We start from the raw sequence: 25,795 nt of genomic DNA, 5'->3' as shown, positions 1-25,795 counted from the left end.
CGTGCCCGTCCCTGTCGCCACTTCTGCCACGGAGACAGGGTACGGGCCCGGGCCCCGGCTCCGGGCGGTGCGCAATGCGGCGCGAACCGCAGCGCGAAACACAGCCCGGCGGGCCCGCCCGGGCGCCGGGCGGGGCGGGGCGCTGATGAGCGGGAGGCCGGGCGGGGTGCCGGGCGGGGCCGGGTGCTTACGAGCGGACCGCCGGGCCCACCGCGGGGGCGGCCGGGAGGTGGTCCAGACGGCGCAGGATGACGCCCTCGCGCAGCGCCCACGGGCAGATCTCGACCTCCTGGGCGCCGAAGAGGTCCATGGCGCCTTCCGCGACCAGGGCCCCGGCCAGCAGCTGGCGGGCGCGGCCCACGGAGACCCCGGGCAGTTCGGCGCGCTGGTCGGCGGTCATCGCGGCCAGCTTGGGAACCCAGTCCGTGACGGCCTTGTGGCTCAGCTCGCGGTGGACATAGAGCCCGTCGGCGTCCCGGGCGGCGCCCGCGATCCGGGCCAGCTGCTTGAAGGTCTTGGAGGTGGCCACGATGTGGTCGGGGCGCCCGAAGCGGCTGAATTCGCCCACCGTACTGGCGATCTCGGCGCGGACATGGCGGCGGAGCGCCCGTACCGCCTCGGCGTCCGGCGGGTCGCCGGGCAGCATTCCGGCGGTCAGCCGTCCGGCGCCCAGCGGCAGCGAGACGGCCGCGTCGGGCTCCTCGTCGATGCCGTAGGCGATCTCCAGCGAACCGCCGCCGATATCGAGGACCAGCAGCTTCCCCGCGGACCAGCCGAACCAGCGGCGGACGGCGAGGAAGGTGAGGCGGGCCTCGTCCGCGCCGGTGAGTACCTCCAGCTCGACGCCGGTCTCCGCCTTCACCCGGGCGAGGACGAGATCGGCGTTGCTGGCCTCGCGCACCGCGGAGGTGGCGAAGGAGAGCACCTGCTGGCAGCCCTGGTCCTCGGCGGTCTGCATGGCCCGGCCGATGGTGCCGATCAGCCGCTTTATCCCGGCGGCGCTGATCGCGCCGTGCTCGTCGAGCAGTTCGGCGAGGCGCAGTTCCGCTTTGTACGAGTGGGCGGGCAGCGGGCGGGCGCCGGGGTGGGCGTCCACCACCAGCAGGTGCACTGTGTTCGAACCGACGTCGAGGACTCCGAGTCTCATGAGTACGAACGCTACTGCGGTCGCGGACATACCCTTGACCTGTGCCAAAGACGAAAAAGGCGAAGCCGGGCAAAGCAGAGCGCTCCGGGGGTCCGGCCCCGGCCCCCAGTGACGAGGTCGGACTGGACTTTCCGCGGGCCTGGGTGGAGTTTCCCGATCCCGCCGACGACGAACAGGTCTTCCGCTGCGATCTGACCTGGCTGACCTCGCGCTGGAGCTGCATCTTCGGCAGCGGCTGCCAGGGCATCCAGGCGGGTCGCGCGGCCGACGGCTGCTGCACGCTCGGGGCGCACTTCTCGGACGAGGAGGACGAGGAGCGGGTCGCCGGCCATGTGGCCAGGCTCACGCCGGAGCTGTGGCAGTTCCACGGTGAGGGGACGGCGACAGGCTGGGTGGAGGAAGCCCCCGATGATGACGCTGATGACGACGAAGGTGAGGGCGGGGCGCGGCAGACCCGCCGCTGGAAGGGGTCGTGCATCTTCCAGAACCGTCCCGGGTTCGCCGGGGGCGCGGGCTGTGCGCTGCACATCCTGGCGCTGAAGGAAGGGCGGGAGCCGCTGGAGACCAAGCCGGACGTGTGCTGGCAGCTGCCGGTCCGCCGGTCGTACGACTGGATCGAGCGGCCCGACGACACCAAGGTGCTCCAGATCTCCATCGGTGAGTACGACCGCCGGGGCTGGGGCCCCGGCGGTCACGATCTGCACTGGTGGTGCACGTCGGCGACCTCGGCGCACGGTGCGGGCGAGCCGGTGTACGTGTCGTACCGGCCCGAGCTGACGGAGCTGATGGGCAAGGAGGCGTACGGGGTGCTGGTGGAGCTGTGCGAGGCGCGGCTGGCGTCGCAGCTTCCGCTGCTGGCACCGCATCCGGCGGACGGCGCGGGTGCCGGGGGCTGCGGCGGGAGCTGACACGGCCTAGGGGGGCGGGGCTCCGTCGGTGGGCGAGGCGCCCGGGTCCGGGTCCGTGGGGCTCGGGGTGGGCGACGGGGACGCCTGCGGTTCGCTCGCGGTCGGGGACGGAGTCGGGGTGGGCGTCGGGCTCGCGGTCGCCGTGGGGCTCGGGTCCGGGCCGGGTGACGAGGGCCGTCCGGTCGGCAGACCCGGCCGGGTGGGCCTGGTGGGATGGGGGCCCGGGTCCGGGGAGTGTTCCGGGGCGCCCCGGCCGTCGATGCGGAGCACGGCACCCGTCGGCTCGACCCGCAGATACGCGCGCCACGGGCCGGCCGGTTCCCGGTCCGGCACGACGGTCACCAGCACGGTGACGGACTCCCCCGGGTGCAGCACCCCCGAGGAGCGGCTGAGCTGCAGCCAGGAGACACCCGTCCGGGCCGACCAGACGACGGGGGCGGCGCCGGAGGCGGTGAGAGTGAGCCGGGTGGTGTCGCCGTACGCCCGCGCGGTCAGGCCGAGGCGGCCGGGAGCGGGTGCGCCGGGGCGCGCCGGGGGTACGGGCGTGCCGCTGCTGACGACCTCCACGGAGACCCCGCGGTGGCTGCCGGGCACGGCGCTGCCGGTGTTCTCGTGGCGGTCGTACCGATCGCCGGGGGTGTAGGGGTGGCCGGAGCGGCCCCGGTGCGCGCCGTCGGCTTCCTCGGACGCGGTGACGGCGGGCCCGGCATGGGGCTCGCCCGTGAGCGGGGCGCCGCGGTAGGCGGCCCACAGGGCGAGTACGGGTGCCGCGACGACGGTGGCGACGACCGTGGTGGTCAGGGCGCGGGCCCGGAATTTCTCGCGCCGGGCCGCGTGGTCCTTGGGGTCGCGGGGGAAGCCGCCGGGGCCGAAACGGGGTGTGGTGGCGCGGGTGCGGCCCGCGCGGGCGGTGCGCATCGCCGCGTACGCGGCCGGGCGCTCGGCCGCCGGCACCGGCAGGGTGCCGGGGCGGGGGGCCGCGCCGGGCCAGGGGCCGCGGGCCTCGGCGCGTTCGGCGGCGCGGCGGCAGCGGGGGCAGTCGTCGACATGGCGGACGAGCTCGGTGCGGAGCGCGGCGGAGAGCAGGACGCGGTCGTCCCCGATGAGTCCGGCCACGGCGGGACAGTCGCCGGAGCCGACGACGGCGAGGGCGGCGCGGGTGCGTTCCAGCTCGCAGCCGGCGGTGGCGATCAGTTCACGGGCCCGGGCCGGGTCGAGGGAGAGGACGGCGGCGATCTCGCGGGGGCCCAGTCCGTGGCGGACGGAGAGTTCGAGCGCTTCGCGCTGCTCGGGGGTGGTGCCCGCGGCCTCGGGCCAGGCGAGGAGCGCGAGCTGTGCGCGGTGGCGGGCGGCGGGGTCGGACTCCGCGGCCTGGCCGGTGCCCGGTTCGGCACCGGGCGCGGGGCTGGGTGCGGGGGAGGTACGGAACACGCGGGCGCGCCTGCCGGTGTGCGCTCCGTGGCGGGCCCGCCGCTGTTCGGCGAGGCGCCGCCGGCAGGTCCAGCGGGCCAGGGCGTACAGCCAGGCCTTCCGGCCGGGGGCGGGGTCGTCGTCCGCGGTACGGCCGTCGCCGGGCCGGGCCCCGGGCCGGTCTGCGGGCCGGTCTGCGGGCCGGTCTGCGGGCCGGTCTGCGGGGCCTTCGCCGGGGGCGCGTCCGTGGTGGCGTTCGGCGGTGGCGAGCACCTCGCCGAGGGCGGCGGTGGCGCTGTCGTGGTCGCAGAGCACGGAGAGGCAGTAGGTGAAGAGGCCGTCGAGATACGGCTCGTACCGCTGTCCGTAACGTGCCCGGCCCGGGGGACGGGCCCGGTCGGGGTCCCGGCCGCGGTCGGCGTCCCGGGCCCGGTCGGGGACGGTCTCCGGGCCGAGGTCCGCGCGCCCGCCGACCGGGACGCCGTCGGTGCCACCGCTCGGAGCACTGTGCGGGCTGCCGCCCGGGCCACCGTGTCGCCCCCCGTGCCGACCCCCGTCGAAGCCTCCGCCCGGGCCGCTGCCCCGACCACCGTCCGGGCCACCGTCCGGGCCACCGTTCAGGTCTCTGCCCAAGGCACCGTCCCGTCCCGCCGGGCGTCCCGGGTCACGGGATTCCGCCGGGGACGCGGGCAGCTGCGCCCCGGCGCGGCCGGGCCCGGCGGGCGGCATCGGCTGCTGCGCCGCGCCGGGCGTACGGCGGCGCGACCGGTGGGCACCGGTACCGCGCGGGGCGCGGGAGGCCTGGTTCGGCCAACTGCTCTGGTTCGGCCAGCTGCTCGTCATCAGGTGACCGTAGGCAGGCCGGGCACGGCGTTCTTACCGCTTTCCAGCTTTTAATTCTTACGGGTGAACAGTTCGCTCAAAAGGGGACAGGGATCGTTCATTCCACCCACTCTTTCTTGGGCATTGGGGCCGATTCATGGACCGGATGTACCGCGCTGCGGGCCCTGCGCGGTCGGCGGCCACCCGCCTCGCGCCCCCGGCACCCCGCCGCCGGCCTGCCCGCCCCCGCAGCGCCGGGGCCGTGGCTGTCGGTGGCGGCGGCTACGGTTTCCCCATGGCTGCCCGTACCAAATCCGCGAAGGACCGTCCGTCCTACCGCTGCACCGAATGCGGCTGGACGACCGCCAAGTGGCTCGGCCGCTGCCCCGAGTGCCAGGCCTGGGGGACGGTCGAGGAGTACGGGGCCGCGCCCGCTGTGCGCACCACGGCCGCCGGGCGGGTCTCCGCCCCCGCGCTCCCGATCGGCCAGGTCGACGGGCGGCAGGCGACCGCCCGCTCCACCGGTGTGCCCGAGCTGGACCGGGTGCTGGGCGGCGGGCTGGTCCCGGGCGCCGTGGTGCTGCTCGCCGGGGAGCCTGGCGTCGGCAAGTCGACGCTGCTGCTGGACGTCGCAGCCAAGGCCGCGGGCCCCGAGCATCCGACGCTGTATGTGACGGGCGAGGAGTCCGCGGGCCAGGTCCGGCTGCGGGCCGACCGGATCAACGCCCTGCACGACCATCTGTATCTGGCCGCGGAGACCAATCTCGCGTCCGTTCTCGGCCATCTCGACGAGGTGAAGCCGTCCCTGCTGATCCTCGACTCGGTGCAGACGATCGCCTCCCCGGAGATCGACGGCGCGCCCGGCGGGATGGCACAGGTGCGGGAGGTCGCCGGGGCCCTGATCCGGGCCTCCAAGGAGCGGGGCATGTCGACGCTGCTCGTCGGCCATGTCACCAAGGACGGCGCGATCGCCGGTCCCCGGCTGCTGGAGCACCTGGTCGACGTCGTACTGCACTTCGAGGGCGACCGGCACGCCCGGCTGCGCCTGGTGCGCGGTGTGAAGAACCGCTACGGGGCGACGGACGAGGTCGGCTGCTTCGAACTGCACGACGAGGGCATCACCGGTCTCACCGACCCCTCCGGGCTCTTTCTGACCCGCCGCGACGAGCCCGTGCCCGGCACCTGTCTGACGGTCACTCTGGAGGGCCGCCGACCGCTGGTGGCCGAGGTGCAGGCGCTGACCGTCGAATCCCAGATCCCCTCGCCCCGGCGCACCACCTCGGGTCTGGAGACCTCCCGGGTGTCGATGATGCTGGCGGTGCTGGAGCAGCGCGGCCGGATCAGCGCCCTCGGCAAACGGGACATCTACAGCGCCACCGTCGGCGGGGTGAAGCTGTCCGAGCCCGCCGCCGATCTGGCGATCGCGCTGGCGCTGGCCTCGGCCGCCAGTGACACCCCGCTGCCGAAGAACCTGGTCGCCATCGGCGAGGTCGGGCTGGCGGGCGAGGTCCGGCGGGTCACCGGCGTCCAGCGGCGGCTCGCCGAGGCCCACCGCCTGGGCTTCACCCATGCGCTGGTGCCCGCCGATCCGGGCAAGGTCCCGGCCGGAATGACCGTCACCGAGGTGGCGAACATGGGCGACGCCCTGCGGGTCCTGCCGCGCGGCCGACGGCGGGGCGACAACGACGGCCCGGGCAAGGGACCGGAGAGTGCGCCCTGGGGTGCCCGGGAAGCCGCCGCCCGGGGCGGCAGGGGCGGGGGCCGTGACAGCGGCCGCGGTGCCGCCCGTGACGAGGACCGCGAGCCCTTCTGAGGAGGCCCGGTGAAGGCGCCCGGCGCACAGAGCGCGCGGACAGCCCACGGGGCGCGGACACGCGCCGGTAGACTTTGCCCTGGTCTCGCCCATCCGTACGAGCCGGAGGAGTGCAGTGGCAGCCAACGACCGGGCAGCAGCACCCGGAAAGTCCGGCGCGGGCTCCGGCACCGAAGCACAGATCCGCGCCGCCCTGAGCTCGGTCGCGCCCGGCACCGCCCTCCGGGACGGCCTGGAGCGCATCCTCCGCGGCAACACGGGCGGTCTGATCGTCCTCGGCATGGACAAGTCCGTCGACTCCATGTGTACGGGCGGGTTCGTGCTGGACGTCGAGTTCACCGCGACCCGCCTGCGCGAGCTGTGCAAACTGGACGGCGCGCTCATCCTCGACAAGGACATCACCAAGATCCTCCGCGCCGGGGTGCAGCTCGTCCCGGACGCGTCGATCCCCACCGAGGAGACCGGCACCCGGCACCGCACCGCCGACCGGGTCTCCAAGCAGTGCGGTTTCCCCGTGGTCTCCGTCTCCCAGTCCATGCGCCTCATCGCGCTGTACGTGGACGGTGAGCGGCGGGTGCTGGAGGAGTCCGCGGCGATCCTGTCCCGGGCCAACCAGGCGCTGGCCACCCTGGAGCGGTACAAGCTCCGGCTGGACGAGGTCGCGGGCACCCTCTCGGCCCTGGAAATCGAGGATCTGGTCACGGTCCGGGACGTCACGGCCGTGGCGCAGCGGCTGGAGATGGTCCGCCGGATCGCGACCGAGATCGCGGAGTACGTGGTGGAGCTGGGCACCGACGGACGGCTGCTCGCCCTCCAGCTCGACGAGCTGATCGCGGGCGTGGAACCCGAGCGGGAGCTGGTCGTCCGGGACTATGTGCCCGAGCCGAACTCGCCCAGGGCCGTCCCGGGCCGGGCCCAGCGGCCGCGCACGGTCGACGAGGCGCTGGCCGAGCTGGATGCGCTCACCCACCCCGAGCTGCTGGAACTGGCCAATGTGGCGCGTGCCCTGGGCTACAGCGGCTCGCCCGAGACCCTCGACTCGGCGCTCTCGCCGCGCGGCTACCGGCTGCTGGCGAAGGTGCCGAGACTGCCGGGGGCGATCATCGAACGGCTCGTGGAGCACTTCGGCGGTCTGCAGAAGCTGCTCGCGGCGAGCGTGGACGACCTCCAGACGGTCGACGGTGTCGGTGAGGCGCGGGCCAGGAGCGTCCGGGAGGGCCTGTCGCGGCTGGCGGAGTCGTCCATCCTGGAGCGCTACGTCTGAGGGCACCGGCCGGGCCCCGGCCGTGCGGGCCCCGGCAGGCCCCCGGCCCGGAGACCCGGGCCAGGGGCCTGCGGCCGCTCAGTCCTTCGCCAGGACGAAGGACGCCGGGCTGACCGTCTCGCCCGCGAACTTCGCCTCCAGCAGATAGGTCCCGGCGCCGACGCGGCCCGCGGGCGGGGTGGCGCACTGCCCGGTGCTGCGGGCGCGGTCCCACTCGTACGTGTGGCTGATCGTCGTCCGCGCCGGAACCTTCAGCAGCACACTGGCCTGGTCCCGCGGGCAGTCGTCGGACGACCACACCTCCTCGTCCGCCGAGTCGGTGACCGTCAGCACGGCGGACGAACGGCCCAGGTCCACCTTGCAGTCCGCGGCCGACGCGTTCCGGGCGGTCAGCCGGAACGCGGGCTTCTCACCGATGGCGTAGGTGAGTCGGGTGGGTGCCAGGCTCAACGCCAGGGCGTCCGCTGGGCAGTCGGGGAGTGCGGATCCGGCCGGTACGCGTTCGGCGGTCCCGCCCGCTCCGCCCGTACCCTCGCCGGAGCCGGACGTCTGCCCCGTACCGCCGTCCGTACCGCCGGTGTCTCCGCCGGAGCCCTCCGTGCCGCCGGAGCCTTCGCTTCCGGCGGAGTCGCCGCCCGCGCTGTCACCGCCCGTGGCACCGGGCTCGTCCCGGCCGCCGGGCTGACGGCTGATCGCCGGGCCCGACTGCTTGGGCCCCGGGGTGATCGAAGACGCGGGTGAGGAGCTCTTGTTGGCCCCGTCGCTGCGGTCGCCGTCACCTCCGCCCGCGGTGAACACCCACAAGGCGAGCAGAAGGAGTACCGCGGCCAGCGCGAACGCCACCGCCCTCCGTCGCCAGTAGATGGAGGAGGGAAGCGGCCCGATCGGATTGCGCAGAGATCCCACGGGTCAAACTCTACGAGAGGTCGGGCCCAACTCCCGTCCCACCCGCCGCACTCGTCCGAAGTTCTACGGATCATCATCCCGGAGAGGGCGCCCGGACCGCACGGCCGGCCCCTTACTTTCGTCGGGGGTGGTCGTTGCCGATCGGCCGGGGGACGGGCCGGGCCCGCTCGATACGGTCACTGTCATGGACAGTTCCCTCACCCGCGGCCTCTACCGCGATATCACCGACCTCGCCGACGACTCGCCCTCGTGGCTCCAGCACGCCGCCGAGGTGTGGACCGAGGCCGGGCTGCTGCTGTTCGGTGTGCTCTTCGTCGTCGCCTGGTGGCGGCAGCGTACGGGCTCCGCCCGGGCCGTCGCCGTCGCCGTCCTGGCGCCGCTCGCCACCGCCACCGGATATGTCGTCAGCGAATCGCTGAAGTCGCTGTTCGACGAGGAGCGCCCCTGCCGCACGGTCAAGGACGCCGCGACGTCCCTGGTGGAGTGCCCGCCGACCGGGGACTGGTCCTTCCCCAGCAACCACGCCTCCATAGCCGGTGCCGCGGCCGTCGCCCTGGTGCTGGCCTGGCCGAGGATCGCGGCGCTGGTGGTGCCGATGGCGCTGCTGATGGCGTTCTCCCGGGTCTTCGTCGGCGTCCACTATCCGCATGACGTGGCGGTCGGGCTGGTGCTGGGCGGGGTCGTGACCGTGGTGTTCGTCCGGGTGCTGACCCGGCCCGCGACGGCCCTGCTGACGAGCATGCGGACGAGCCGTACGGGAGTGATCGCCTGGTTCGCCGGGCCGGGGCCGGAGCCCGTGGCCGGGCGGCGGGGGCGGTCGGGAGCGTCCCACCGCCGCTGACCCGGCGTCCCTCGGCGGTGCGGACCGGGCCGTACCGCCTTGGCGCCGAGGACCGTACCGCCGTACGACCCCGGCCCCCGCGGCCGTACCGCTGTACGCCCCTGTCCGATCCGGGCGGCCGTACGGCTTGTACGGCTTGTACGGCTCGACCCCGGCAGTCGGCCCGCTGTCCGGCCCGGTCCCCGCAGCTCCCCCGCCCGCTGCTCCGACCGGTGGCGGCCGGGGCGGGGCGGGTGGACCACTTGGTCCAAGGCACTGCGCCACACGGCCGGACCCCCGGCACCGCTTGGCCCACGGTCCGGGGCAGTTGCGATGACCGCCCCCGGCGACGTGTCAGGATCGAAGGGCCATGACTGACACGACGACTGCCCCCGCCCCCGCCGCCGGGTCCGCCGGCGAGCCCTCCGCCTCCGACGCCGCGTCCCTCCACAGCCCTGTGATCGCGTGGTTCGACGAGCACGCCCGCGATCTGCCCTGGCGCCGCCCCGAAGCGGGCGCGTGGGGTGTGATGGTCTCCGAGTTCATGCTCCAGCAGACCCCCGTCAGCCGGGTGCTTCCCGTGTACGAGCAGTGGCTGGCCCGCTGGCCCCGGCCCGCCGATCTCGCGGCCGAGCCCTCGGGCGAGGCCGTCCGCGCCTGGGGCCGGCTCGGCTATCCCCGCCGTGCCCTGCGGCTGCACGGAGCGGCGCAGGCGATAGCGGAGCGGCACGGCGGTGACGTACCGAGCGACCATGCGCAGCTGCTGGCACTGCCCGGGATCGGCGAGTACACGGCAGCCGCGGTGGCCTCCTTCGCATACGGCCAGCGGCACGCCGTCCTCGACACCAATGTGCGGCGGGTCTTCGCCCGTGCGTCGACCGGTATCCAGTACCCGCCGACGGCGACCACCGCCGCCGAGCGGAAGCTGGCCCGGGCCCTGCTGCCGGACGACGACGCGACCGCGGCGCGCTGGGCCGCCGCCTCCATGGAGCTGGGCGCGCTGGTCTGCACGGCTCGCGGCGAGGACTGCGGACGCTGCCCGATCGCCGCGCAGTGCGCCTGGCGGCTGGCCGGGAAGCCCGCGCACCAGGGCGCGGCCCGGCGCGGGCAGACGTACGCGGGTACGGACCGTCAGGTGCGGGGCAAGCTGCTGGCGGTGCTGCGGGCGTCGCGCGAGCCGGTGCCGCAGTCGGCGCTGGACTCGGTGTGGCACGAGCCGGTGCAGCGGGCCCGGGCGCTGGACGGGCTGGTCGCGGACGGGCTGGTCGAGCCGCTGGACGGCGGGCTGTACCGGCTGCCGGGCTGATCCGGGCCACCCCCGGCGGGCCCGCGCCGGGCCGTTCCGGCCCGTGCTCCCCGGCTTCCCGCCGGTCCCGCGTCTCCGGGCTGCCGGACGGACACCCCGTACCGCCGGACCGTCCGCGGGGGCGGACCGTCCGGCGCCTGCGGCCGTCCCCCGGGACGACCCGCTCCTGTCGCCTTCGCCGTCACATTCACCACTGCATCCGCCGCACCGCCGCAGCCGCTGAAACATCGCGAAAACGACGATGACCAGGCGCCTTTCCCCACCGGCCCCACCCTGAAACCTCGGCTGTTACACAACCGATGGACGGCCGTGCGTCCGCCGTCGGGTGCACACCACAGTGCCGTGACAACCGCTCCGTAGTTTCGGTTCTGCAAGGGCCGGAGGGACGGGACACGGGGTGGAGGCGGTCGGAATGACGGCGCAGGGTGAGGTGCTCGGCTTCGAGGAGTACGTACGCACTCGGCAGGATGCGCTGCTGCGCAGTGCCCGCCGTCTGGTTCCGGATCCGGTCGATGCACAGGACCTGCTCCAGACCGCGCTGGTGCGGACGTACGGCCGCTGGGACGGCATCGCCGACAAGTCGCTCGCCGACGCCTATCTGCGCCGGGTGATGATCAACACCCGGACGGAGTGGTGGCGGGCCCGCAAGCTCGACGAGGTGCCCACGGAGCAGCTGCCGGACGCCTCGGTCGACGACGGCACCGAGCAGCGCGCGGACCGCGCCCTGCTGCTGGACGCGCTGAAGGTGCTGGCGCCCAAGCAGCGCAGCGTCGTCGTGCTGCGGCACTGGGAGCAGATGAGCACGGAGGAAACCGCCGCCGCGCTGGGTATGTCGACCGGTACGGTGAAGAGCACCCTGCACCGGGCGCTCGCGAGACTCCGTCAGGAGCTGGAGAGCCGGGCGGCGGAGTGCCGGGACCTGGGGATCGGGGAGCGGTCGCTGCGTTCGGTGCGGACCGGCGGCGGTGACGCCCCGGGCCGGGAGCGCCCGGCGGCCCGCGAGACCCCGGTCCGCGGCCGGGCGGAGCTTTCGGCCGCCGAGGAGCGGCGGGTGCCGCGACAGGTGCGGCGGGCGGTACGGCCGGGACAGCAGCAGGACGGACGGGGGCAGGAGCGGTGCGCGGCCTGAGAAGAGGACGCGGCAGGCGCCGGTGGACGGCGAGCGTTGAGGCAGTGGCCGCGCTCGCCGTCCTCGGCGTGTTCGCGGTGGGGTGTTCGGCGGGCGGTACGGGTCTGCGGGACAGCGGACCGGCGCCCGGCGAGGCGGCGAAGAACCCGGGCGGGCCCGCCTCCTCGCCGCCGGGTCAGGCGCCGGGCACCGGCGCGAAGGCGCCCGACGCGGTCGCGCTGCTCCGCAAGGACCCCAAGGTGGATCCGTCGATCAAAGACAGCCTCAAGCCCTGCGTCGAGGACCAGTTCCCGGTGGATGTGGCGCTCGGCCATCTCACCGGCGGTTCGGTGCCCGATGTCGTCGTCAACGTCACGTCCTGCGGGGACGGGGTGGCCATCGGGTCCTTTGTGTACCGGTCCAACGGCACCGGCTATGTGCAGGTGTTCGGGACGTCGGAGCCCGCCGTCTACTCGTCGATCGACCGGGACGAGCTGGTGGTCACCAAGCAGGTGTACGGGAAGTCCGATCCGGTCGCCACGCCGACGGCCGAGGAGGTGTCGACGTACCGCTGGTCCGGCGGCACCTCCGGACGGTTCACGCGGGCGCACTGGACCCGGACCGAGTACGGCGGGCTGCCGTCGGCGGACGGCGGCGTGTTCGAGCCCGGCTCACAGCCCGTCAACCCGGGGCGCACCATCGTGCAGGGCGGCCGGTCCGGGCCCGTCACCACCGTCCTGCCCGCCGCCCCGTTTCCGCACCGTGCCACGATCCCCCCGACCACGGCCGCCCAGGCCCCGGCTGCCGACCGAGAGAAGAGCTGAGAGACCCGATGGCCGAGACCCATGTCCTGTTCGTCGAGGACGACGACGTCATCCGGGAAGCCACCCAACTCGCCCTCGAACGGCAGGGTTTCACGGTGACGGCGATGCCCGACGGGCTCCTCGGGCTGGAGGCGTTCCGCGCGGACCGGCCGGATATCGCACTGCTCGATGTGATGGTGCCCGGGCTGGACGGGGTCAGCCTGTGCCGCCGGATCCGGGACGAGTCGACCGTGCCGGTCATCATGCTGTCGGCGCGCGCGGACTCCATCGACGTGGTCCTCGGTCTGGAGGCGGGTGCCGACGACTACGTCACGAAGCCGTTCGACGGTGCGGTGCTCGTCGCCCGGATCCGGGCGGTCCTGCGCCGTTTCGGCCATGCGGGCGGCGGCGACGGCGCGGCGGGCGACGGTCCCGGGGGCCAGGGGCCGGTGCTCACCTTCGGTGATCTGGTGGTGGACACGGAGGGTATGGAGGTCCGCCGGGGCGAGGTGCCGGTGGCGCTGACGCCGACGGAGATGCGGCTGCTGCTGGAGTTCTCGTCGGCGCCGGGGACCGTGCTCTCCCGCGAGAAGCTGCTGGAGCGGGTCTGGGACTACGGGTGGGGCGGCGACACCCGGGTCGTGGACGTCCATGTCCAGCGGCTGCGGGTCAAGATCGGCCAGGACCGGATCGAAACGGTCCGCGGGTTCGGCTACAAGCTCAAGGCATGAAGCGGCCACCGAACAAGCCCGCCGCGGCCGCTGAGGCTGCCGGGCCCGCCGAAACTACGGCATCCGCCGGGGTGCCGGATCCCCGCCCGGGCGGGACGGAGCCGGCGGCCCGGCCGCCGCTGTTCCGGCGGCCCGTGATCCGTACCGGCATCCGCTGGAAGATCAGCATCGCGATCGCGGCCGTGGGCGCGCTGATCGCGGTCACTCTCAGTCTGGTGGTGCACAACGCGGCGCGGGTCTCCATGCTCGACAACACCCGTGACGTCCAGATGGACCGGGTGCTGCTGGCCCAGCGCTGGTACGAGACGACCAAGAACAAGGAGCCCCGCTTCGGCGCCAAGATCGACGACCGGGAGCTGCCGCGGGAGCTGCGGCGGCTCACGGCGCAGCACCGCCAGGGGACGTATGTCGTGGACGACGGCGACGGGCCGCCGGAGGTGTGGGCTGCGGTCCCGACCACCGACGGACACGTGCTGTCCCTGCGGATCCAGTTCACCGGGCGTACGGCGACCGTCCTGGGCGATCTCAACCGTGCGCTGATCATCGGCTCGGTGTCGGTCGTCTTCGGCGGCTGTGCGCTCGGGGTGCTGGTCGGCGGGCAGATCTCGCGGAGGCTGCGGAAGGCGGCTTCGGCCGCCGCGACGGTGGCCGCGGGCCGGACGGAGGTCCGGGTCCGGGATGCGATCGGCGGGGTCGTCCGGGACGAGACGGACGATCTCGCGCGGGCCGTGGACGCGCTCACGGACGCGCTGCACGAGCGGATCGAGGCGGAGCGGCGGGTCACCGCCGATATCGCGCACGAGCTGCGGACCCCGGTGACGGGGCTGCTGACGGCGGCCGAGCTGCTGCCGCCGGGGCGGCCTTCGGAGCTGGTACGGGACCGGGCGCAGGCGATGCGGACGCTGGTGGAGGACGTGCTGGAGGTGGCCAGGCTCGACGGCGCTTCGGAGCGGGCGGAGCTTCAGGAGATCGCGCTGGGCGAGTTCGTCAGCCGCCGGGTGGCCCTGCTCAATCCGGATGTCCGGGTCCAGGTGGTGCACGAGTCGTGGGTGGCGACCGATCCGCGGCGGCTGGAGCGCATTCTGCTGAATCTGCTGACGAACGCGGTGAAGTACGGGGCGGCGCCGGTGGAGGTCACCGTCGAGGGCCGGGTGGTACGGGTACGGGACCACGGGCCCGGTTTCCCGGAGGCACTGCTGCGGGACGGGCCGAGCCGGTTCCGTACCGGGGCCAGTGACCGGGCGGGTACGGGCCATGGGCTGGGGCTGACGATCGCGGCGGGGCAGGCGCGGGTGCTGGGCGCCCGGCTGACGTTCCGCAACGCCGGGCCGAGCGGGCCGGTGCCGCGGAAGGCGGCGGGGGCCGGTGCGGGAGACGGCTCGGGTACGGGGACGGGATCCGGGCCCCGGCGGGACTGCGCGTCCCGGCGGGGCTCCGGGCCGTCGGCGGGCGCCGGTCCCACGGGCGCCGCTCCCGCGGCGGAGCCGGGTGGCGCGATCGCCGTGCTGTGGCTGCCCGAACACGCTCCGACGAACACGGGCAGCTTCCCGATGCTGTCGGAGGACGAGCTGCGGGCGCTCGACCCCTGACCGGCATCGGACCAGGCCCCGGCACCGGCACCGGCACCGGGAGTGCGCGGGGGAAACGCCACGACCCCGAGGACGGCGGGAAGCCGTTCTCGGGGTCGTGGCACACGGGGGGGTACCGGCCGTTACGGCCGGTACACGGTGGCGTACGCCTCGGGTCAGATGCTGACGCCGACGGAGCGCAGGAAGCCGACCGGGTCGACGGAGCTGCCGTAGTTCGGGGTCGTACGGATCTCCATGTGCAGGTGCGGACCGCTGGAGTTTCCGGTGTTGCCGGACTTGGCGATCAGCTGACCGGCCTTGACGGTCTGGCCCGCGGAGACGTTCACCGTGGAGAGGTGGGCGTACTGCGAGTACATGCCGTTGTTGTGCTTGACGACGACGGCATTGCCGTAGGCGGGACCGTCACCGGCGCCGTTCGGGCCGGCCTTCACGACGGTACCGGCGCCGATGGAGACGACCGGGGTGCCGGTCGGGACGGCGAAGTCCTGGCCGGAGTGGTTGCTGGCCCACATGCCGCCGGCCTTGCCGTAGGTGGCGCTCAGCGTGTACGAGCCGAGGGGCTTCACCCAGGCCGGGGCGGCGGCCTTCGGGGCGGCCTGGGGAGCAGCCTTGGGGGCGGCCTGCGGGACGGCCTTGACCGGCGCGGCGGCCTTGGCGGCCGCAGGGGCCTTCTCGGCGGCCTTGACGGGGGCGGCGGACGGGGAGCCGGTGGCCTCTACGGCAAACGCGGCGCCCGTTCCGAGCACGGCGGTTGCTCCCAGGCCTGCGACCAGGATGCCGGCGCGGGTGCGGAGAAACGCCGGGCGGGGGAATCGGGAAGTGACGCGCGTCATAAGAGAAATGCCTCCGGGCAGAAAGTGACCCGACGCGGAATTGCGCCGGGGGTGCGTTGTCGCCATCCCTTGGTAACCGACCCCGGCACTTCACCTCAAACCCCCCAACTACGACATTCCGTCGTAGCGGCGACGTGGTGATTCACCCCATTGACACCTTTCGATCATTTACTTCAGGCATGATCAAAAGGCCCGGAATTTCCGCCCTGAAATGGGGTTTAACCGCATGTACGCCCGGTCCCCCCGGGCACCCGCCGCACCCCGGAACCGGGCCCCGGCGCCCGTACCCGCGAAACCGGCCCCGCCCCGGGCCCCGCACCGCCCCCGGCTCCCCGGGCCCACCCGGACCGCACTCCTAAAACGGCTAGTAGGCCCGAAACGGCCTGTGTGCCTTGTCACGGATTCGGCGGCGCCATTGTGGCCCCCGCCACTAATGTCGGAGGGGAAAGCGGGGGCGTAAACGGGGGTGGAAAGCGTGCGGAACGGCCCTTCCATGCGAGTGGTCGCCGTCCTCGGCAGTCAGCAGGGCACCGGCGTCCTTCTCACCCCCAGACACGTGCTGACCTGCGCACATGTCCTGAACGGCCGGCGCGGCGGGCCGAGCGTGCTGCATCTGACCAGCAGCCGGCCCTTCCCCTGCGACGTGGTGAAGGTCTGGCCGGGCCGGGATGCGGTCCTGCTGCGCGCGGGCGAGGACATCGTCTCCGCCGATCGCCTCGGCCGCCTCCGTATCGCCGCTCTGACCAGGGACGATCCCCTGCACCACATCCAGACCACCGGCTTCCCCGGCCATCAGCGCTACGGCGGCAACAAGCTCGACTTCGGCCAGTACACGGGGACCGTCCTGCCCGCCGCCGGACAGGCCCGGGGCGCCCTCACCCTCTGGCTGGACCACACCCCGGGCCCGCCGTCCCCCGACGGCCGCTCCCCCCTCGCCGGGCTCTCCGGCGCCCCCGTCCTCGCGGGCCCCGTCCTGCTGGGCATCGTCGCGAAGGTCAGCGGGGTCCACGGCCAGCAGCTCGAAGCCGTCCCCATCGAAGCCCTGGCGAGCTGGGCCTTCGGCAGCCTCCCGGCCACCCCCCGGCTGGAGCGGATGTCCGGCTTCGACCCCGCGGACGCCCCCTTCGAGGAGCGGTACGCGGACGCGGTGAAGGCCCAGTACGGCAAGACGGAGATCTTCGGCATCGACGAGCTGGGCGTCAGCGAGTCGAGCTGGGACCTGGACACCGCGTATCTGAGCCTGGAGGCGACGGGGCGGGACGAGGAGCTGCGGCGCGGGCCCGGGAAGCTGTCGGCCGGGATGCGCGAACCGTTGCCGGACGAGCCCGACGCCGTCACCCTCCGCGACTTTGACGATGTCGTGGGCGTGGGCGTCCGGTCCGGCCCTTCCCTCGACGACCGCCCACGCCGGGTGGAGCAGTTACTCGGCCGCAGCAACCGCATCCTGCTGCGCGGGGAGGCCGGGGCGGGCAAGACCACCCTGGTGTGGTGGCTGGCAGCCCACGCCGCCTGCGGCACCCTCCCCGGCGAGCTGGACGAGCTGAACGGCCTGGTCCCCCTCGTCGTCCCGATGCGCAGCCTGCGCAGGCTCCCGGACCAGAAGGTTGCCTTCCCCACTCCCGACGAGCTGGGGCACGTCGCCGGGCTCGCCGTCGGCCGCGCCCCGGACGGCTGGGCGGAACGCATCCTCGAATCCGGCCGCGGCTTCCTCCTGGTCGACGGGGTCGACGAGCTTCCCCAGGACGACCGCGACCGGGCCCGCGCCTGGCTGACCCGGCTCCTGGCCCGCTACCCCGACACCCGCTGCCTGGCCACCGTCCGCCCGGGCGCCGTCGAGAGGGACTGGCTGACCGGCGAGGGCTTCACCGATCTGCTGCTCCTGCCGATGAGCGACGACGACATCACCGCCTTCGTCGCCGCCTGGCACCGCGCCGCCCACCTTGAATACGCCGGACGCGACCAGGGCCGCGCCGCCGCCGAAGCCCGGCGCCTGGACGAACTGCGGCAGCAGCTCACCCGCGAGTTCACCGGCAACCGCGTCCTGCGCGATCTCGCCCGTACGCCCCTGCTCTGCGCCGTCATCTGCGCGCTGCACCGCAAACGCCGCGGCCGGCTCCCGCACACCCGCTGGGAGCTGTACCGGGCCACCCTCGACATGCTGCTGGGCAAACGCGACCGGGACCGGGGCATCGACGCCCCCGAGGGCCTGAACATCGGCGTCGACGAGCACCGGCTGCTGCTCCAGCACATCGCCGTCTGGCTGGTGCGCTGCGGCCGGACCCAGTTCACCCCCGACGAGGCGGTCCAGCGGATCGACCAGGCCACGGGCTATATGCCCCAGGTGAGGGAGCAGGCCGACGCCCGCCGGATCCTGACCCACCTGATCAACCGCAGCGGACTGCTCCAGCAGCGCGCCGACGACGCGATCCAGTTCATCCACCGCACCTTCCAGGACTATCTGGCGGCGAAGGAGCTGGCCGAGACCGACAGCGTCGAGGAGATCGTGATCCGCGCCGGGGACGAGCTGTGGCGGGACGTCATCCTGCTCTCGGTCGGCCATCTGGACCGCCGGGTGGGCCGCCTCGTCAACGGCCTGATCGACAAGGTCGCCCCGGACGGCGGCCCGGAAGATCGTGCCCTGCTGATCCTCGCGGGCCAGTGCGCAGCCAACGCCGTCTTTCTGGACGCCGGGACGAGGGCGAGGGCGGAGGGGGCGGTACGGAGCGTGATGCCGCCCCGGAACGAGCGGGAGGTCCGGCTCCTGGCCGAGTTGGGGGACTACATCCTGCCGCTGCTACCCGGCCCTTCCGGCGACCATTACGCCGACCGGCGCGTCATCCGCGTGTATGCCTTCGTGGGCGACGAATCCGCGATCCCCCGCCTGGGCAAGTTCACCGAGGCCGAACGTCCAGGACATGTCTGGGCCCTCGCCGATGCCTGGTCCGGCTTCCCCGCGCGACGGTACGCCCACGAGGTGCTGTCCCGCGTCTCTCTGCACAACGTGAATGTGCCCGTCACCACACGAGAGCATCTCGACCTGCTCAAAGGCCTGGGGTCGATCACCATCGTCACGGTGTACGGAGACCACTCATCGGACGAGCTGCACTCCGGACTACCGGAGAACGGGCTGTTCAGAGTCGGCCTCCGGGGGAACACCGTCCTCACCGATCTCCGGGCCGTAGCCGAACGTCGGTCCGTCCTCCACCTCGAACTGGAGGACTGCCCGGCGTTGACCTCGTTGAGCGCACTGTCGAACCAGCGGCTCTCCTCCTTCACCACTGATATCCAAGCGCTGAGTCTGCCCGGCCCCCGGCCGATGGTCGATCAGCTCCATGTGCTCGGCAACCAGGAAATTCCCTATCGCGCCCTGGAAAGCTGGATGCCTCAGATGTTGTCCCTGGAGGGACCGGCCCGGCTCTCCTCGTTGATCGGGACGGCGAACCCGATCCGATCCCTGCGCGACCTCCGGTTGAACCGGCAAGTGGAGATCGACAGCGCTGGCGTCCTCTCCTCCTGGATCAAACGCCTCGGGTTCCACCACTTCCCCTCCGCCACCGAGCTGGACATCATTGCCCGCGCCTTCCCCGAGTTGGAAGCCCTTCAATTCGACCTCACCGCAGCGCCCCCATACGAAATCGACCTCACCCCGCTGCACAGCGCTGCGGATCAACTGCGCATCAAGATTTTCTGCACCAATCCACTCCAACTGACCGGTCATGAACACTTCGGCAGCCGGCTCACGTTCCCCCTGCTCAAGCCCATACCACCGGAAGGCTGACCATGTCCTCCACCGACCCCACCCTCCCCTCCCCCCTCATCGACCTCGCCGACGCCGTCGACGCCGTCCGGGCCCAGCTCATCACCGCCGCCGCCCGCGGCAACGGCTCCGCCGTCCAGTTCCAGGTCGGCGACGTCGAGCTGGAGTTCACCGTCGAACTGCGCCGCGACACCACCGCCGGGGGCAGGGTGAGGGCCTGGGTCGTGGACGCGGGCGCCGACCACACCCGCGGCAGCACCGGCACCCACCGCGTGGCCCTCACCCTCAGACCGCAGGACCCCCGGACCGGCGGCGCCTGGCTGGTCGGCCACGACGACCTGGGCGACACCAGCGACTTCGGCCGCACCCACCCCGGCCCGGATCTGCCGTGACCCCCGGCCGCCCCGGGCACGAGGACCTGGTGGTGATGGTCGCGGGCGAGGTCCAGGGCACCGGGGTGCGCATCTCGCCCCATCTCGTACTGACCTGTGCCCGGGTCGTCGGTGCCCGGCAGAGCGCCCGCGTCATCAACCCCGCGACCAGCGTCGGCCGGGGCGACCATCCGGTGATCTGGTCCGATTCCCGGCTCGACGCGGCGGTCCTCCTCGCGGGCAACGGGCGGCTCGGATTCCAGCCCCGGCTCGGTGCCCTCGCCACCGACCGGCCCGTTCCCGGCCGGATCATCGGCCACCCCGTGGGACGCGGTTCCGCCCGGGGCGGGTTCAAGGCCCGCTGGTTCACCGGCACCGTCCCGCCGGTCACCGACCCCGGGACACTGCTCTTCGACTTCGACACCCCTCCCGAGGACGACCCCGCCGACCCCGCCGACCCCACCGACCCCCACTCCGTCACCAGTCTGATCGGCGCACCCCTCTTCGCCGGGGACACCCTTCTCGGCCTGGTCCAGCGGCTCTCCGGCAACGGCGGCCGGATCCGCGCCCACTGCCTCCCCACCCGGCGCCTGGCCGAGCACCCGGGCCTGTGCGCGCTGGCGCCCTGGATTCCGTCGTCCCTGGAGACGGTCGTCCACGGCCGCCCCGACGACATCCGGTACGAGGAGGAGTACGGAGCGGCCCTCGTCCACGCCTACCGCAAGACCATGGTCTTCGGTCTGGACGCGCTCGACGTACTGGAGTCCCAGTGGGATCTCGACACTGCGTATCTGAGCCTGGCGGCCGCATTCGAGGGCCGGGCCCCGACGACCGATCCGAGTGATGTCGAGAGGGTCGACACCTTGCTCGGGGGTCGCCACCGGGTACTGCTGCGCGGTGAAGCGGGCTCCGGAAAGACCACCTTGCTGATGTGGCTCGCGGCCCGGGCAGTCACCCGTAGCTTCCCCTCCGAGTTGAGGGAACTCAACGGCTTGGTCCCCTTCCTGATTCCGCTGTGCAGCGTGTCCGGAAAGGAACCGGGCCTGCCGGGGCCCGAGCGGCTTCCCAAAGTGACACGGATAGTCGGACCAGATGCCCCCGAAGGCTGGGCACTGCGCGTTCTGTCAGAAGGCCGGGCGCTGCTCCTGGTCGACGGGGTGGACGAGGTACCGGCGAGGGAGCGGGAGGCCGCCCGCCACTGGCTGGGCGAGCTGCTGCGGGAGTTCCCGGAGACCCGCTGCGTCGTCACCGTACGGCCGTCGGCCGTGGTCCAGGACTGGCTGGCCTCCGATGATTTCGACGAGGGGCTCCTCCTGCCGTTGGGCGACTCCGATATCGAGGGGTTCGTCAGCGCCTGGTTCGCAGCGGCGCGCGCCTGTGGCAGATCCGGTTCGGAACCGTCCCTCCTGGAAGCCGGGCTGCTCCGGCGGCTCGCCCACGACCGCACCCTGCGAGACTTCGCCCGCACCCCTCTGCTCTGCGGCGTCGTCTGTGCTCTCCATCTGCAGCACGGCGGTGATCCCCCCGAGCAGCCCTGGGTGCTCTACGGCCAAGCCCTGAGGATGCTGCTGGGGGACGGGGACTCCTGGGGGGTGGTGCACCTCTCCAGACCGTCCGAAGGCGTCGCTCTCTCCATCGAGGAACACTGCCACCTGCTTCAGCAGCTGGCCGTCTGGCTGATGCGCAACGACCGGAGCGAGATCAGCCGGGCACAGGCCCTCGTCCAACTCGAAAGCGCCCTCATCGCCGCCCCCGCCCTCCTTTCGCAGGGCCCCGCCGACCGGTTGCTGAGGTACCTCCTCAATCGCAGCGGCCTCCTCACAGAACAGTCGGACGGCTCCCTCCGCTTCCTGCACCGCGCCTTCCAGTCCTTCCTTACGGCGAAGGAAGTCGTCGAAGGGGATTACCTGGGGGAGCTGTTCATCCGGGCCGAGGACGAGCAGTGGTCCGATGTCGTCCTGCTGGCAGCCGGTCAGTGCAGCCGCCTGCAGTTGGCCCGGCTGGCCCTGGGGCTCCTCGCCACCGCGGACAGCGCCCGGGACCTGAACGGCAAGGCACGGCTCTCCGTCCTGGCTGCACTCTGCATTCAGCACGCGAGCACACTCGAACCCGATGTCCGCGAGACCGTGGAGCGGACTCTGTACGCGTACCTGCCGCCGCTCAGCACGACCATGGCGGACGTCCTGTCCGGCCTCGGCCTGTCCGTACTGACCCTGCTGCCCGAGCCCGAGGAGCTGCCCGCCGAGGCCCTCGCCCCCACCGCCCGTCTGGTGCGCCGCATCGACGATCCCGCCGCCCGCGTCTACGCCGAACGGCTGGCCCTCCGTCTGGCCCGCGAAAGACCCCCGGGCGGCAGTTCCGCCGCCGGAGCCTGAACCGCCCGTGACATGACCGAGGCCTTGGCCCGTACCTCGTCGGTACGGGCCAAGGCCTCAATCGTCAACGCCGCAGAGGGGCTGTCCCCGCGGCGGTGCTGTTACGCGTCCTTCGACAGGTTCGGCCCGGCGCCGCCGGCCGCCTGCTCGATGGGAGGCACGTCCGGAAGCGCCGCCTTCTCCTCACCGCGGAAGACGAACTTCTTCTCCTCGCCCTCGCCCTCGGTGTCGACGACCACGATATGACCGGGGCGCAGCTCACCGAAGAGGATCTTCTCGGAGAGGATGTCCTCGATCTCGCGCTGGATGGTGCGGCGCAGCGGCCGGGCGCCCAGCACGGGGTCGTAGCCCTTCTTGGCGAGGAGCGACTTGGCGGTGGAGCTCAGCTCCAGGCCCATGTCGCGGTCCTTCAGCCGCTCGTCCACCTTGGCGATCATGAGGTCGACGATCTGGATGATGTCGTCCTCGGAGAGCTGGTGGAAGACGACGGTGTCGTCGACACGGTTCAGGAACTCGGGGCGGAAGTGCTGCTTCAGCTCCTCGTTGACCTTTGCCTTCATCCGGTCGTAGCCGGTCTTGACGTCACCCTGGGCGGCGAAGCCGAGGTTGAATCCCTTGGAGATGTCCCGGGTCCCGAGGTTGGTCGTCATGATGATGACCGTGTTCTTGAAGTCCACGACCCGGCCCTGGGAGTCGGTCAGTCGACCGTCCTCCAGGATCTGGAGAAGGGAATTGAAGATATCGGGGTGGGCCTTCTCGACCTCGTCGAAGAGGACGACGGAGAACGGCTTGCGGCGCACCTTCTCGGTGAGCTGGCCGCCCTCCTCGTAGCCCACATATCCGGGCGGGGAGCCGAAGAGGCGGGAAACCGTGTGCTTCTCGCTGAACTCCGACATGTCGAGGGAGATCAGCGCGTCCTCGTCGCCGAAGAGGAATTCGGCGAGCGTCTTGGACAGCTCGGTCTTACCGACACCGGACGGCCCGGCGAAGATGAACGAGCCGCCGGGGCGCTTCGGGTCCTTCAGACCGGCACGGGTCCGGCGAATGGCCTGGGAGAGCGCCTTGATGGCGTCCTTCTGCCCGATGACGCGCTTGTGGAGCTCGTCCTCCATACGGAGCAGGCGGGAGGACTCCTCCTCCGTCAGCTTGAAGACGGGAATGCCGGTGGCCGTGGCGAGGACTTCGGCGATGAGCTCGCCGTCGACCTCGGCGACGACGTCCATGTCGCCGGCCTTCCATTCCTTCTCGCGCTTGGCCTTCGCCGCCAGCAGCTGCTTCTCCTTGTCGCGGAGGGAAGCCGCCTTCTCGAAGTCCTGGGAGTCGATCGCCGACTCCTTGTCGCGGCGCACGCCCGCGATCTTCTCGTCGAACTCGCGGAGGTCCGGCGGCGCGGTCATCCGGCGGATGCGCATCCGGGAACCGGCCTCGTCGATCAGGTCGATCGCCTTGTCCGGCAGGAAGCGGTCCGAGATGTACCGGTCGGCCAGGGTCGCGGCCTGGACGAGGGCCTCGTCCGTGATGGAGACCCGGTGGTGGGCCTCGTAACGGTCGCGGAGGCCCTTGAGGATCTCGATGGTGTGCGGCAGCGACGGCTCGGCGACCTGGATCGGCTGGAAGCGGCGCTCCAGCGCGGCGTCCTTCTCCAGGTGCTTGCGGTACTCGTCGAGCGTCGTGGCACCGATGGTCTGCAGCTCGCCGCGGGCCAGCATCGGCTTGAGGATGGAGGCGGCGTCGATCGCGCCCTCGGCGGCACCCGCGCCGACGAGCGTGTGCAGCTCGTCGATGAACAGGATGATGTCGCCGCGGGTGCGGATCTCCTTGAGGACCTTCTTCAGGCGCTCCTCGAAGTCACCGCGGTAGCGGGAGCCGGCGACCAGCGCGCCCAGGTCGAGGGTGTAGAGGTGCTTGTCCTTGAGGGTCTCGGGCACCTCGCCCTTGACGATGGCCTGCGCCAGGCCCTCGACGACGGCCGTCTTGCCGACGCCGGGCTCGCCGATGAGCACGGGGTTGTTCTTGGTGCGGCGGGACAGCACCTGCATGACCCGCTCGATTTCCTTCTCGCGCCCGATGACCGGGTCGAGCTTGGACTCGCGGGCGGCCTGCGTGAGATTGCGGCCGAACTGGTCCAGGACGAGGGACGTGGACGGCGTGCCCTCGGCGGGGCCGCCTGCGGTGGCGGCCTCCTTGCCCGAGTAGCCGGAGAGCAGTTGGATGACCTGCTGCCGGACCCGGTTCAGATCGGCGCCCAGCTTCACCAGGACCTGGGCGGCGACGCCCTCGCCCTCGCGGATCAGGCCGAGCAGGATGTGCTCGGTGCCGATGTAGTTGTGCCCGAGCTGGAGGGCCTCGCGGAGCGACAGCTCCAGGACCTTCTTGGCACGGGGCGTGAAGGGGATGTGCCCGGACGGGGCCTGCTGGCCCTGGCCGATGATCTCCTCAACCTGCTGGCGGACCGCCTCGAGCGAAATCCCGAGGCTCTCCAGGGCCTTAGCGGCGACACCCTCACCCTCGTGGATCAGGCCCAGGAGGATGTGCTCGGTGCCGATGTAGTTGTGGTTGAGCATCCGGGCTTCTTCCTGAGCCAGGACGACAACCCGCCGCGCGCGGTCGGTGAACCTCTCGAACATCGTTAATCGCTCCTCAGAGCGGTCAGGCAGTAAGGGGTCGGTCCCCTCCCTGTCCTTCCGCAGCTTAGTCCCGCAAGCGGGGACCGCTCATTCCAACTGCCGACACCCGTCTGTGGCCTCCTGACCCCTGAACGCCGACACCTGCTCCAACCCGATGGTGCGAGACGATGTTCCCGCAGGCCAGGCAGTTACTCTCACCATCTGTACGCCGATGGCGAACGCACGGCCTCCGTGCGAGCGTGTCGCCCCTCCTCACTAGGAATGTCTTACCCGTAAGCACTGACACTCCATGCGGCACGCCCCGGTTCCCTCAGCTACGGGCGAACAAGGTCCGGGGGCCGAACGACCGTGATCGCCCGCCACGGGGCCACGGAGTGCGTACGATTCGCCACTCTGCGTAACCCTCGGGGGGTTCGGGGAGTTCCCGGAATCATGAGCGCAGCGCCGCCCGTACCGCCTCCGCTGCCACCCCGGGCGTCCCGGCGGCCGGCTCCTCCGCCGCCACCGGCGTCCGGACCGGCTCCGGCCGTGCTGCCGTCCCCGCGCGGACCTCTCGGCCTTCCGGGCGGCTCCGGACGCCGTGGGCGCCCTGTGGCCGCCCGGGCGGCCGTGGCGCGCTGGTACGGCACCCGGCTGGGGTGGCCGGTCGCCGGGCCTGCCGGGCCCGGGGAGCCGGTGCGGCTGCTCACGGGGATCGGTTTCGACGTGCTGGAGCTGCCTGCCGACGCGGGTGCGGCGGTGCTGCGGCGGGGGGTGCGGACCGGACCGGTCGCCCTGCACGGGGACCGGATGCGACTGCTCGTCGCCGCCGGTTCCGCCGATGAGGTGCCGGGGCTGCTGTCCTGGCTGGAGTGGGGCGGCGTCACCCTCGACCTGGTCGCCGTCGGGGCGGGGGGCCGGATGCCCGCACCCCTGCCGCCAGGCTGGACGGGCCCCCGGGGGGCCGCCGTATGGCTGCGACCCCCCGCGCCGGGGCGCGAGCCGGAGTCGGAGCTGCCGGGCCTGCCGGGCACCGGAGCGGACGGGCACCCCGGACGCGTACGGGGGCCCGATCTCGTGAGACTCCTGGACACGGCGGCAACGGAATGCCACCGGGCCCGATTGCTGCGGACGAATACCCGCACCGGACCGCCCACCGGAACCGGATACGTGTACGAATGCGCAGCCTGTGAATACGCGGCCGATTAGCGGGCGCCGGCGCCCGC

General features: G+C 72.7%; 18 protein-coding genes. 13 read left to right on the top strand and 5 right to left on the bottom strand.

All coding sequences use genetic code 11. The features are described 5' to 3' along the window. Nucleotides 1–187 precede the first annotated feature (187 nt). Entirely contained in the window at nucleotides 188–1,147 is a 960-nt protein-coding gene (locus B7R87_RS18940; RefSeq protein WP_006347457.1) for a Ppx/GppA phosphatase family protein, read from the bottom strand. A gap of 41 nt (nucleotides 1,148–1,188) precedes the next feature. On the opposite strand from B7R87_RS18940, the gene B7R87_RS18935 reads away from it, so the two are divergent. After that, nucleotides 1,189–2,055: a hypothetical protein gene (locus B7R87_RS18935; RefSeq protein WP_078902195.1), complete on the top strand. Its 867-nt coding sequence runs from the start codon at nucleotides 1,189–1,191 to the stop codon at nucleotides 2,053–2,055. Between the two features lie 6 nt (nucleotides 2,056–2,061). Here B7R87_RS18935 and B7R87_RS18930 read toward each other — a convergent pair whose 3' ends face one another. Continuing rightward, entirely contained in the window at nucleotides 2,062–4,308 is a 2,247-nt protein-coding gene (locus B7R87_RS18930) for a BACON domain-containing protein (protein WP_130584940.1), read from the bottom strand. Nucleotides 4,309–4,582: 274 nt separating this feature from the next. On the opposite strand from B7R87_RS18930, the gene radA reads away from it, so the two are divergent. Together radA and disA are read left to right on the top strand one after the other, a co-directional pair. Further along, the gene (gene radA / locus B7R87_RS18925) at nucleotides 4,583–6,100 is read left to right on the top strand and encodes a DNA repair protein RadA (protein ID WP_006347460.1); all 1,518 of its coding nucleotides are present in this window, start codon (nucleotides 4,583–4,585) and stop codon (nucleotides 6,098–6,100) included. Between the two features lie 115 nt (nucleotides 6,101–6,215). Next, entirely contained in the window at nucleotides 6,216–7,364 is a 1,149-nt protein-coding gene (gene disA, locus B7R87_RS18920; protein ID WP_006347461.1) for a DNA integrity scanning diadenylate cyclase DisA, read from the top strand. A gap of 78 nt (nucleotides 7,365–7,442) precedes the next feature. Here disA and B7R87_RS18915 read toward each other — a convergent pair whose 3' ends face one another. Then, on the bottom strand, nucleotides 7,443–8,270 hold the full coding sequence (locus tag B7R87_RS18915; RefSeq protein WP_100249120.1) for a hypothetical protein: 828 nt from the start codon (nucleotides 8,268–8,270) through the stop codon (nucleotides 7,443–7,445). A gap of 184 nt (nucleotides 8,271–8,454) precedes the next feature. Between B7R87_RS18915 and B7R87_RS18910 the strand changes: the two genes are divergently transcribed. The 6 genes from B7R87_RS18910 (at nucleotide 8,455) to cseC (ending at nucleotide 14,627) form a co-directional block, all read left to right on the top strand. Beyond that, nucleotides 8,455–9,111: a phosphatase PAP2 family protein gene (locus B7R87_RS18910; RefSeq protein WP_006347463.1), complete on the top strand. Its 657-nt coding sequence runs from the start codon at nucleotides 8,455–8,457 to the stop codon at nucleotides 9,109–9,111. 349 nt (nucleotides 9,112–9,460) lie between these two features. Next, nucleotides 9,461–10,396, top strand: coding sequence for an HhH-GPD family protein (locus tag B7R87_RS18905; RefSeq protein WP_233168878.1), 936 nt, complete (start codon nucleotides 9,461–9,463; stop codon nucleotides 10,394–10,396). A gap of 412 nt (nucleotides 10,397–10,808) precedes the next feature. Beyond that, entirely contained in the window at nucleotides 10,809–11,525 is a 717-nt protein-coding gene (locus B7R87_RS18900; RefSeq protein WP_130584941.1) for a SigE family RNA polymerase sigma factor, read from the top strand. Nucleotides 11,526–11,569: 44 nt separating this feature from the next. Continuing rightward, nucleotides 11,570–12,328 carry a hypothetical protein gene (locus B7R87_RS18895; protein ID WP_006347466.1) on the top strand — a complete coding sequence of 253 codons (759 nt, stop codon included), beginning with the start codon at nucleotides 11,570–11,572 and terminating at the stop codon, nucleotides 12,326–12,328. An 8-nt stretch (nucleotides 12,329–12,336) separates the two neighbouring features. Then, a complete protein-coding gene (gene cseB, locus B7R87_RS18890) occupies nucleotides 12,337–13,038 on the top strand; it encodes a two-component system response regulator CseB (protein ID WP_006347467.1) in 702 nt (233 codons plus the stop codon). Then, entirely contained in the window at nucleotides 13,035–14,627 is a 1,593-nt protein-coding gene (gene cseC / locus B7R87_RS18885; RefSeq protein ID WP_130584942.1) for a two-component system sensor histidine kinase CseC, read from the top strand. The genes cseB and cseC overlap by 4 nt, the downstream gene beginning before the upstream one ends. A 155-nt stretch (nucleotides 14,628–14,782) precedes the next feature. Here the strand turns inward: cseC and B7R87_RS18880 are convergent, their stop codons facing one another. Then, the gene (locus B7R87_RS18880) at nucleotides 14,783–15,460 is read right to left on the bottom strand and encodes a M23 family metallopeptidase (RefSeq protein ID WP_006347470.1); all 678 of its coding nucleotides are present in this window, start codon (nucleotides 15,458–15,460) and stop codon (nucleotides 14,783–14,785) included. A 493-nt stretch (nucleotides 15,461–15,953) separates the two neighbouring features. On the opposite strand from B7R87_RS18880, the gene B7R87_RS18875 reads away from it, so the two are divergent. From B7R87_RS18875 to B7R87_RS18865, 3 genes are read left to right on the top strand one after another with little or no spacing between them, the layout of a single operon-like run. After that, entirely contained in the window at nucleotides 15,954–19,238 is a 3,285-nt protein-coding gene (locus B7R87_RS18875; RefSeq protein WP_045852919.1) for a serine protease, read from the top strand. Between the two features lie 2 nt (nucleotides 19,239–19,240). Further along, complete coding sequence (locus B7R87_RS18870) at nucleotides 19,241–19,609, top strand: trypco2 family protein (RefSeq protein ID WP_006347472.1); 369 nt, start codon at nucleotides 19,241–19,243, stop codon at nucleotides 19,607–19,609. Continuing rightward, a complete protein-coding gene (locus tag B7R87_RS18865; protein WP_006347473.1) occupies nucleotides 19,606–21,963 on the top strand; it encodes an NACHT domain-containing protein in 2,358 nt (785 codons plus the stop codon). Before B7R87_RS18870 ends, B7R87_RS18865 begins: the two co-directional genes overlap by 4 nt. 101 nt (nucleotides 21,964–22,064) lie before the next feature. Here the strand turns inward: B7R87_RS18865 and B7R87_RS18860 are convergent, their stop codons facing one another. Beyond that, entirely contained in the window at nucleotides 22,065–24,590 is a 2,526-nt protein-coding gene (locus tag B7R87_RS18860) for an ATP-dependent Clp protease ATP-binding subunit (protein WP_006347474.1), read from the bottom strand. Between the two features lie 591 nt (nucleotides 24,591–25,181). Here B7R87_RS18860 and B7R87_RS18855 point away from each other — a divergent pair. Beyond that, nucleotides 25,182–25,778, top strand: coding sequence for an SCO3374 family protein (locus B7R87_RS18855; RefSeq protein ID WP_130584943.1), 597 nt, complete (start codon nucleotides 25,182–25,184; stop codon nucleotides 25,776–25,778). Nucleotides 25,779–25,795: the final 17 nt, after the last annotated feature.

Origin of the sequence: Streptomyces tsukubensis (assembly GCF_003932715.1) — a bacterium.
In the GTDB taxonomy this organism is placed as follows: Bacteria; Actinomycetota; Actinomycetes; order Streptomycetales; family Streptomycetaceae; genus Streptomyces; species Streptomyces tsukubensis.
The sequence above is the reverse complement of the archived record's forward strand: the minus strand, read 5'-3'. Positions and strand labels throughout refer to the sequence as shown.

Bases quoted from the DNA above. Each gene is read 5' to 3' on its own strand.
- B7R87_RS18940 (WP_006347457.1), bottom strand. From the start codon at position 1,147: ATGAGACTCGGAGTCCTCGACGTCGGTTCGAACACAGTGCACCTGCTG.
- cseC (WP_130584942.1), top strand. From the start codon at position 13,035: ATGAAGCGGCCACCGAACAAGCCCGCCGCGGCCGCTGAGGCTGCCGGG.
- B7R87_RS18870 (WP_006347472.1), top strand. From the start codon at position 19,241: ATGTCCTCCACCGACCCCACCCTCCCCTCCCCCCTCATCGACCTCGCC.
- B7R87_RS18910 (WP_006347463.1), top strand. From the start codon at position 8,455: ATGGACAGTTCCCTCACCCGCGGCCTCTACCGCGATATCACCGACCTC.
- B7R87_RS18875 (WP_045852919.1), top strand. From the start codon at position 15,954: ATGCGAGTGGTCGCCGTCCTCGGCAGTCAGCAGGGCACCGGCGTCCTT.
- radA (WP_006347460.1), top strand. From the start codon at position 4,583: ATGGCTGCCCGTACCAAATCCGCGAAGGACCGTCCGTCCTACCGCTGC.
- B7R87_RS18905 (WP_233168878.1), top strand. From the start codon at position 9,461: ATGACTGACACGACGACTGCCCCCGCCCCCGCCGCCGGGTCCGCCGGC.
- B7R87_RS18930 (WP_130584940.1), bottom strand. From the start codon at position 4,308: ATGACGAGCAGCTGGCCGAACCAGAGCAGTTGGCCGAACCAGGCCTCC.
- B7R87_RS18880 (WP_006347470.1), bottom strand. From the start codon at position 15,460: ATGACGCGCGTCACTTCCCGATTCCCCCGCCCGGCGTTTCTCCGCACC.
- B7R87_RS18860 (WP_006347474.1), bottom strand. From the start codon at position 24,590: ATGTTCGAGAGGTTCACCGACCGCGCGCGGCGGGTTGTCGTCCTGGCT.
- cseB (WP_006347467.1), top strand. From the start codon at position 12,337: ATGGCCGAGACCCATGTCCTGTTCGTCGAGGACGACGACGTCATCCGG.
- B7R87_RS18900 (WP_130584941.1), top strand. From the start codon at position 10,809: ATGACGGCGCAGGGTGAGGTGCTCGGCTTCGAGGAGTACGTACGCACT.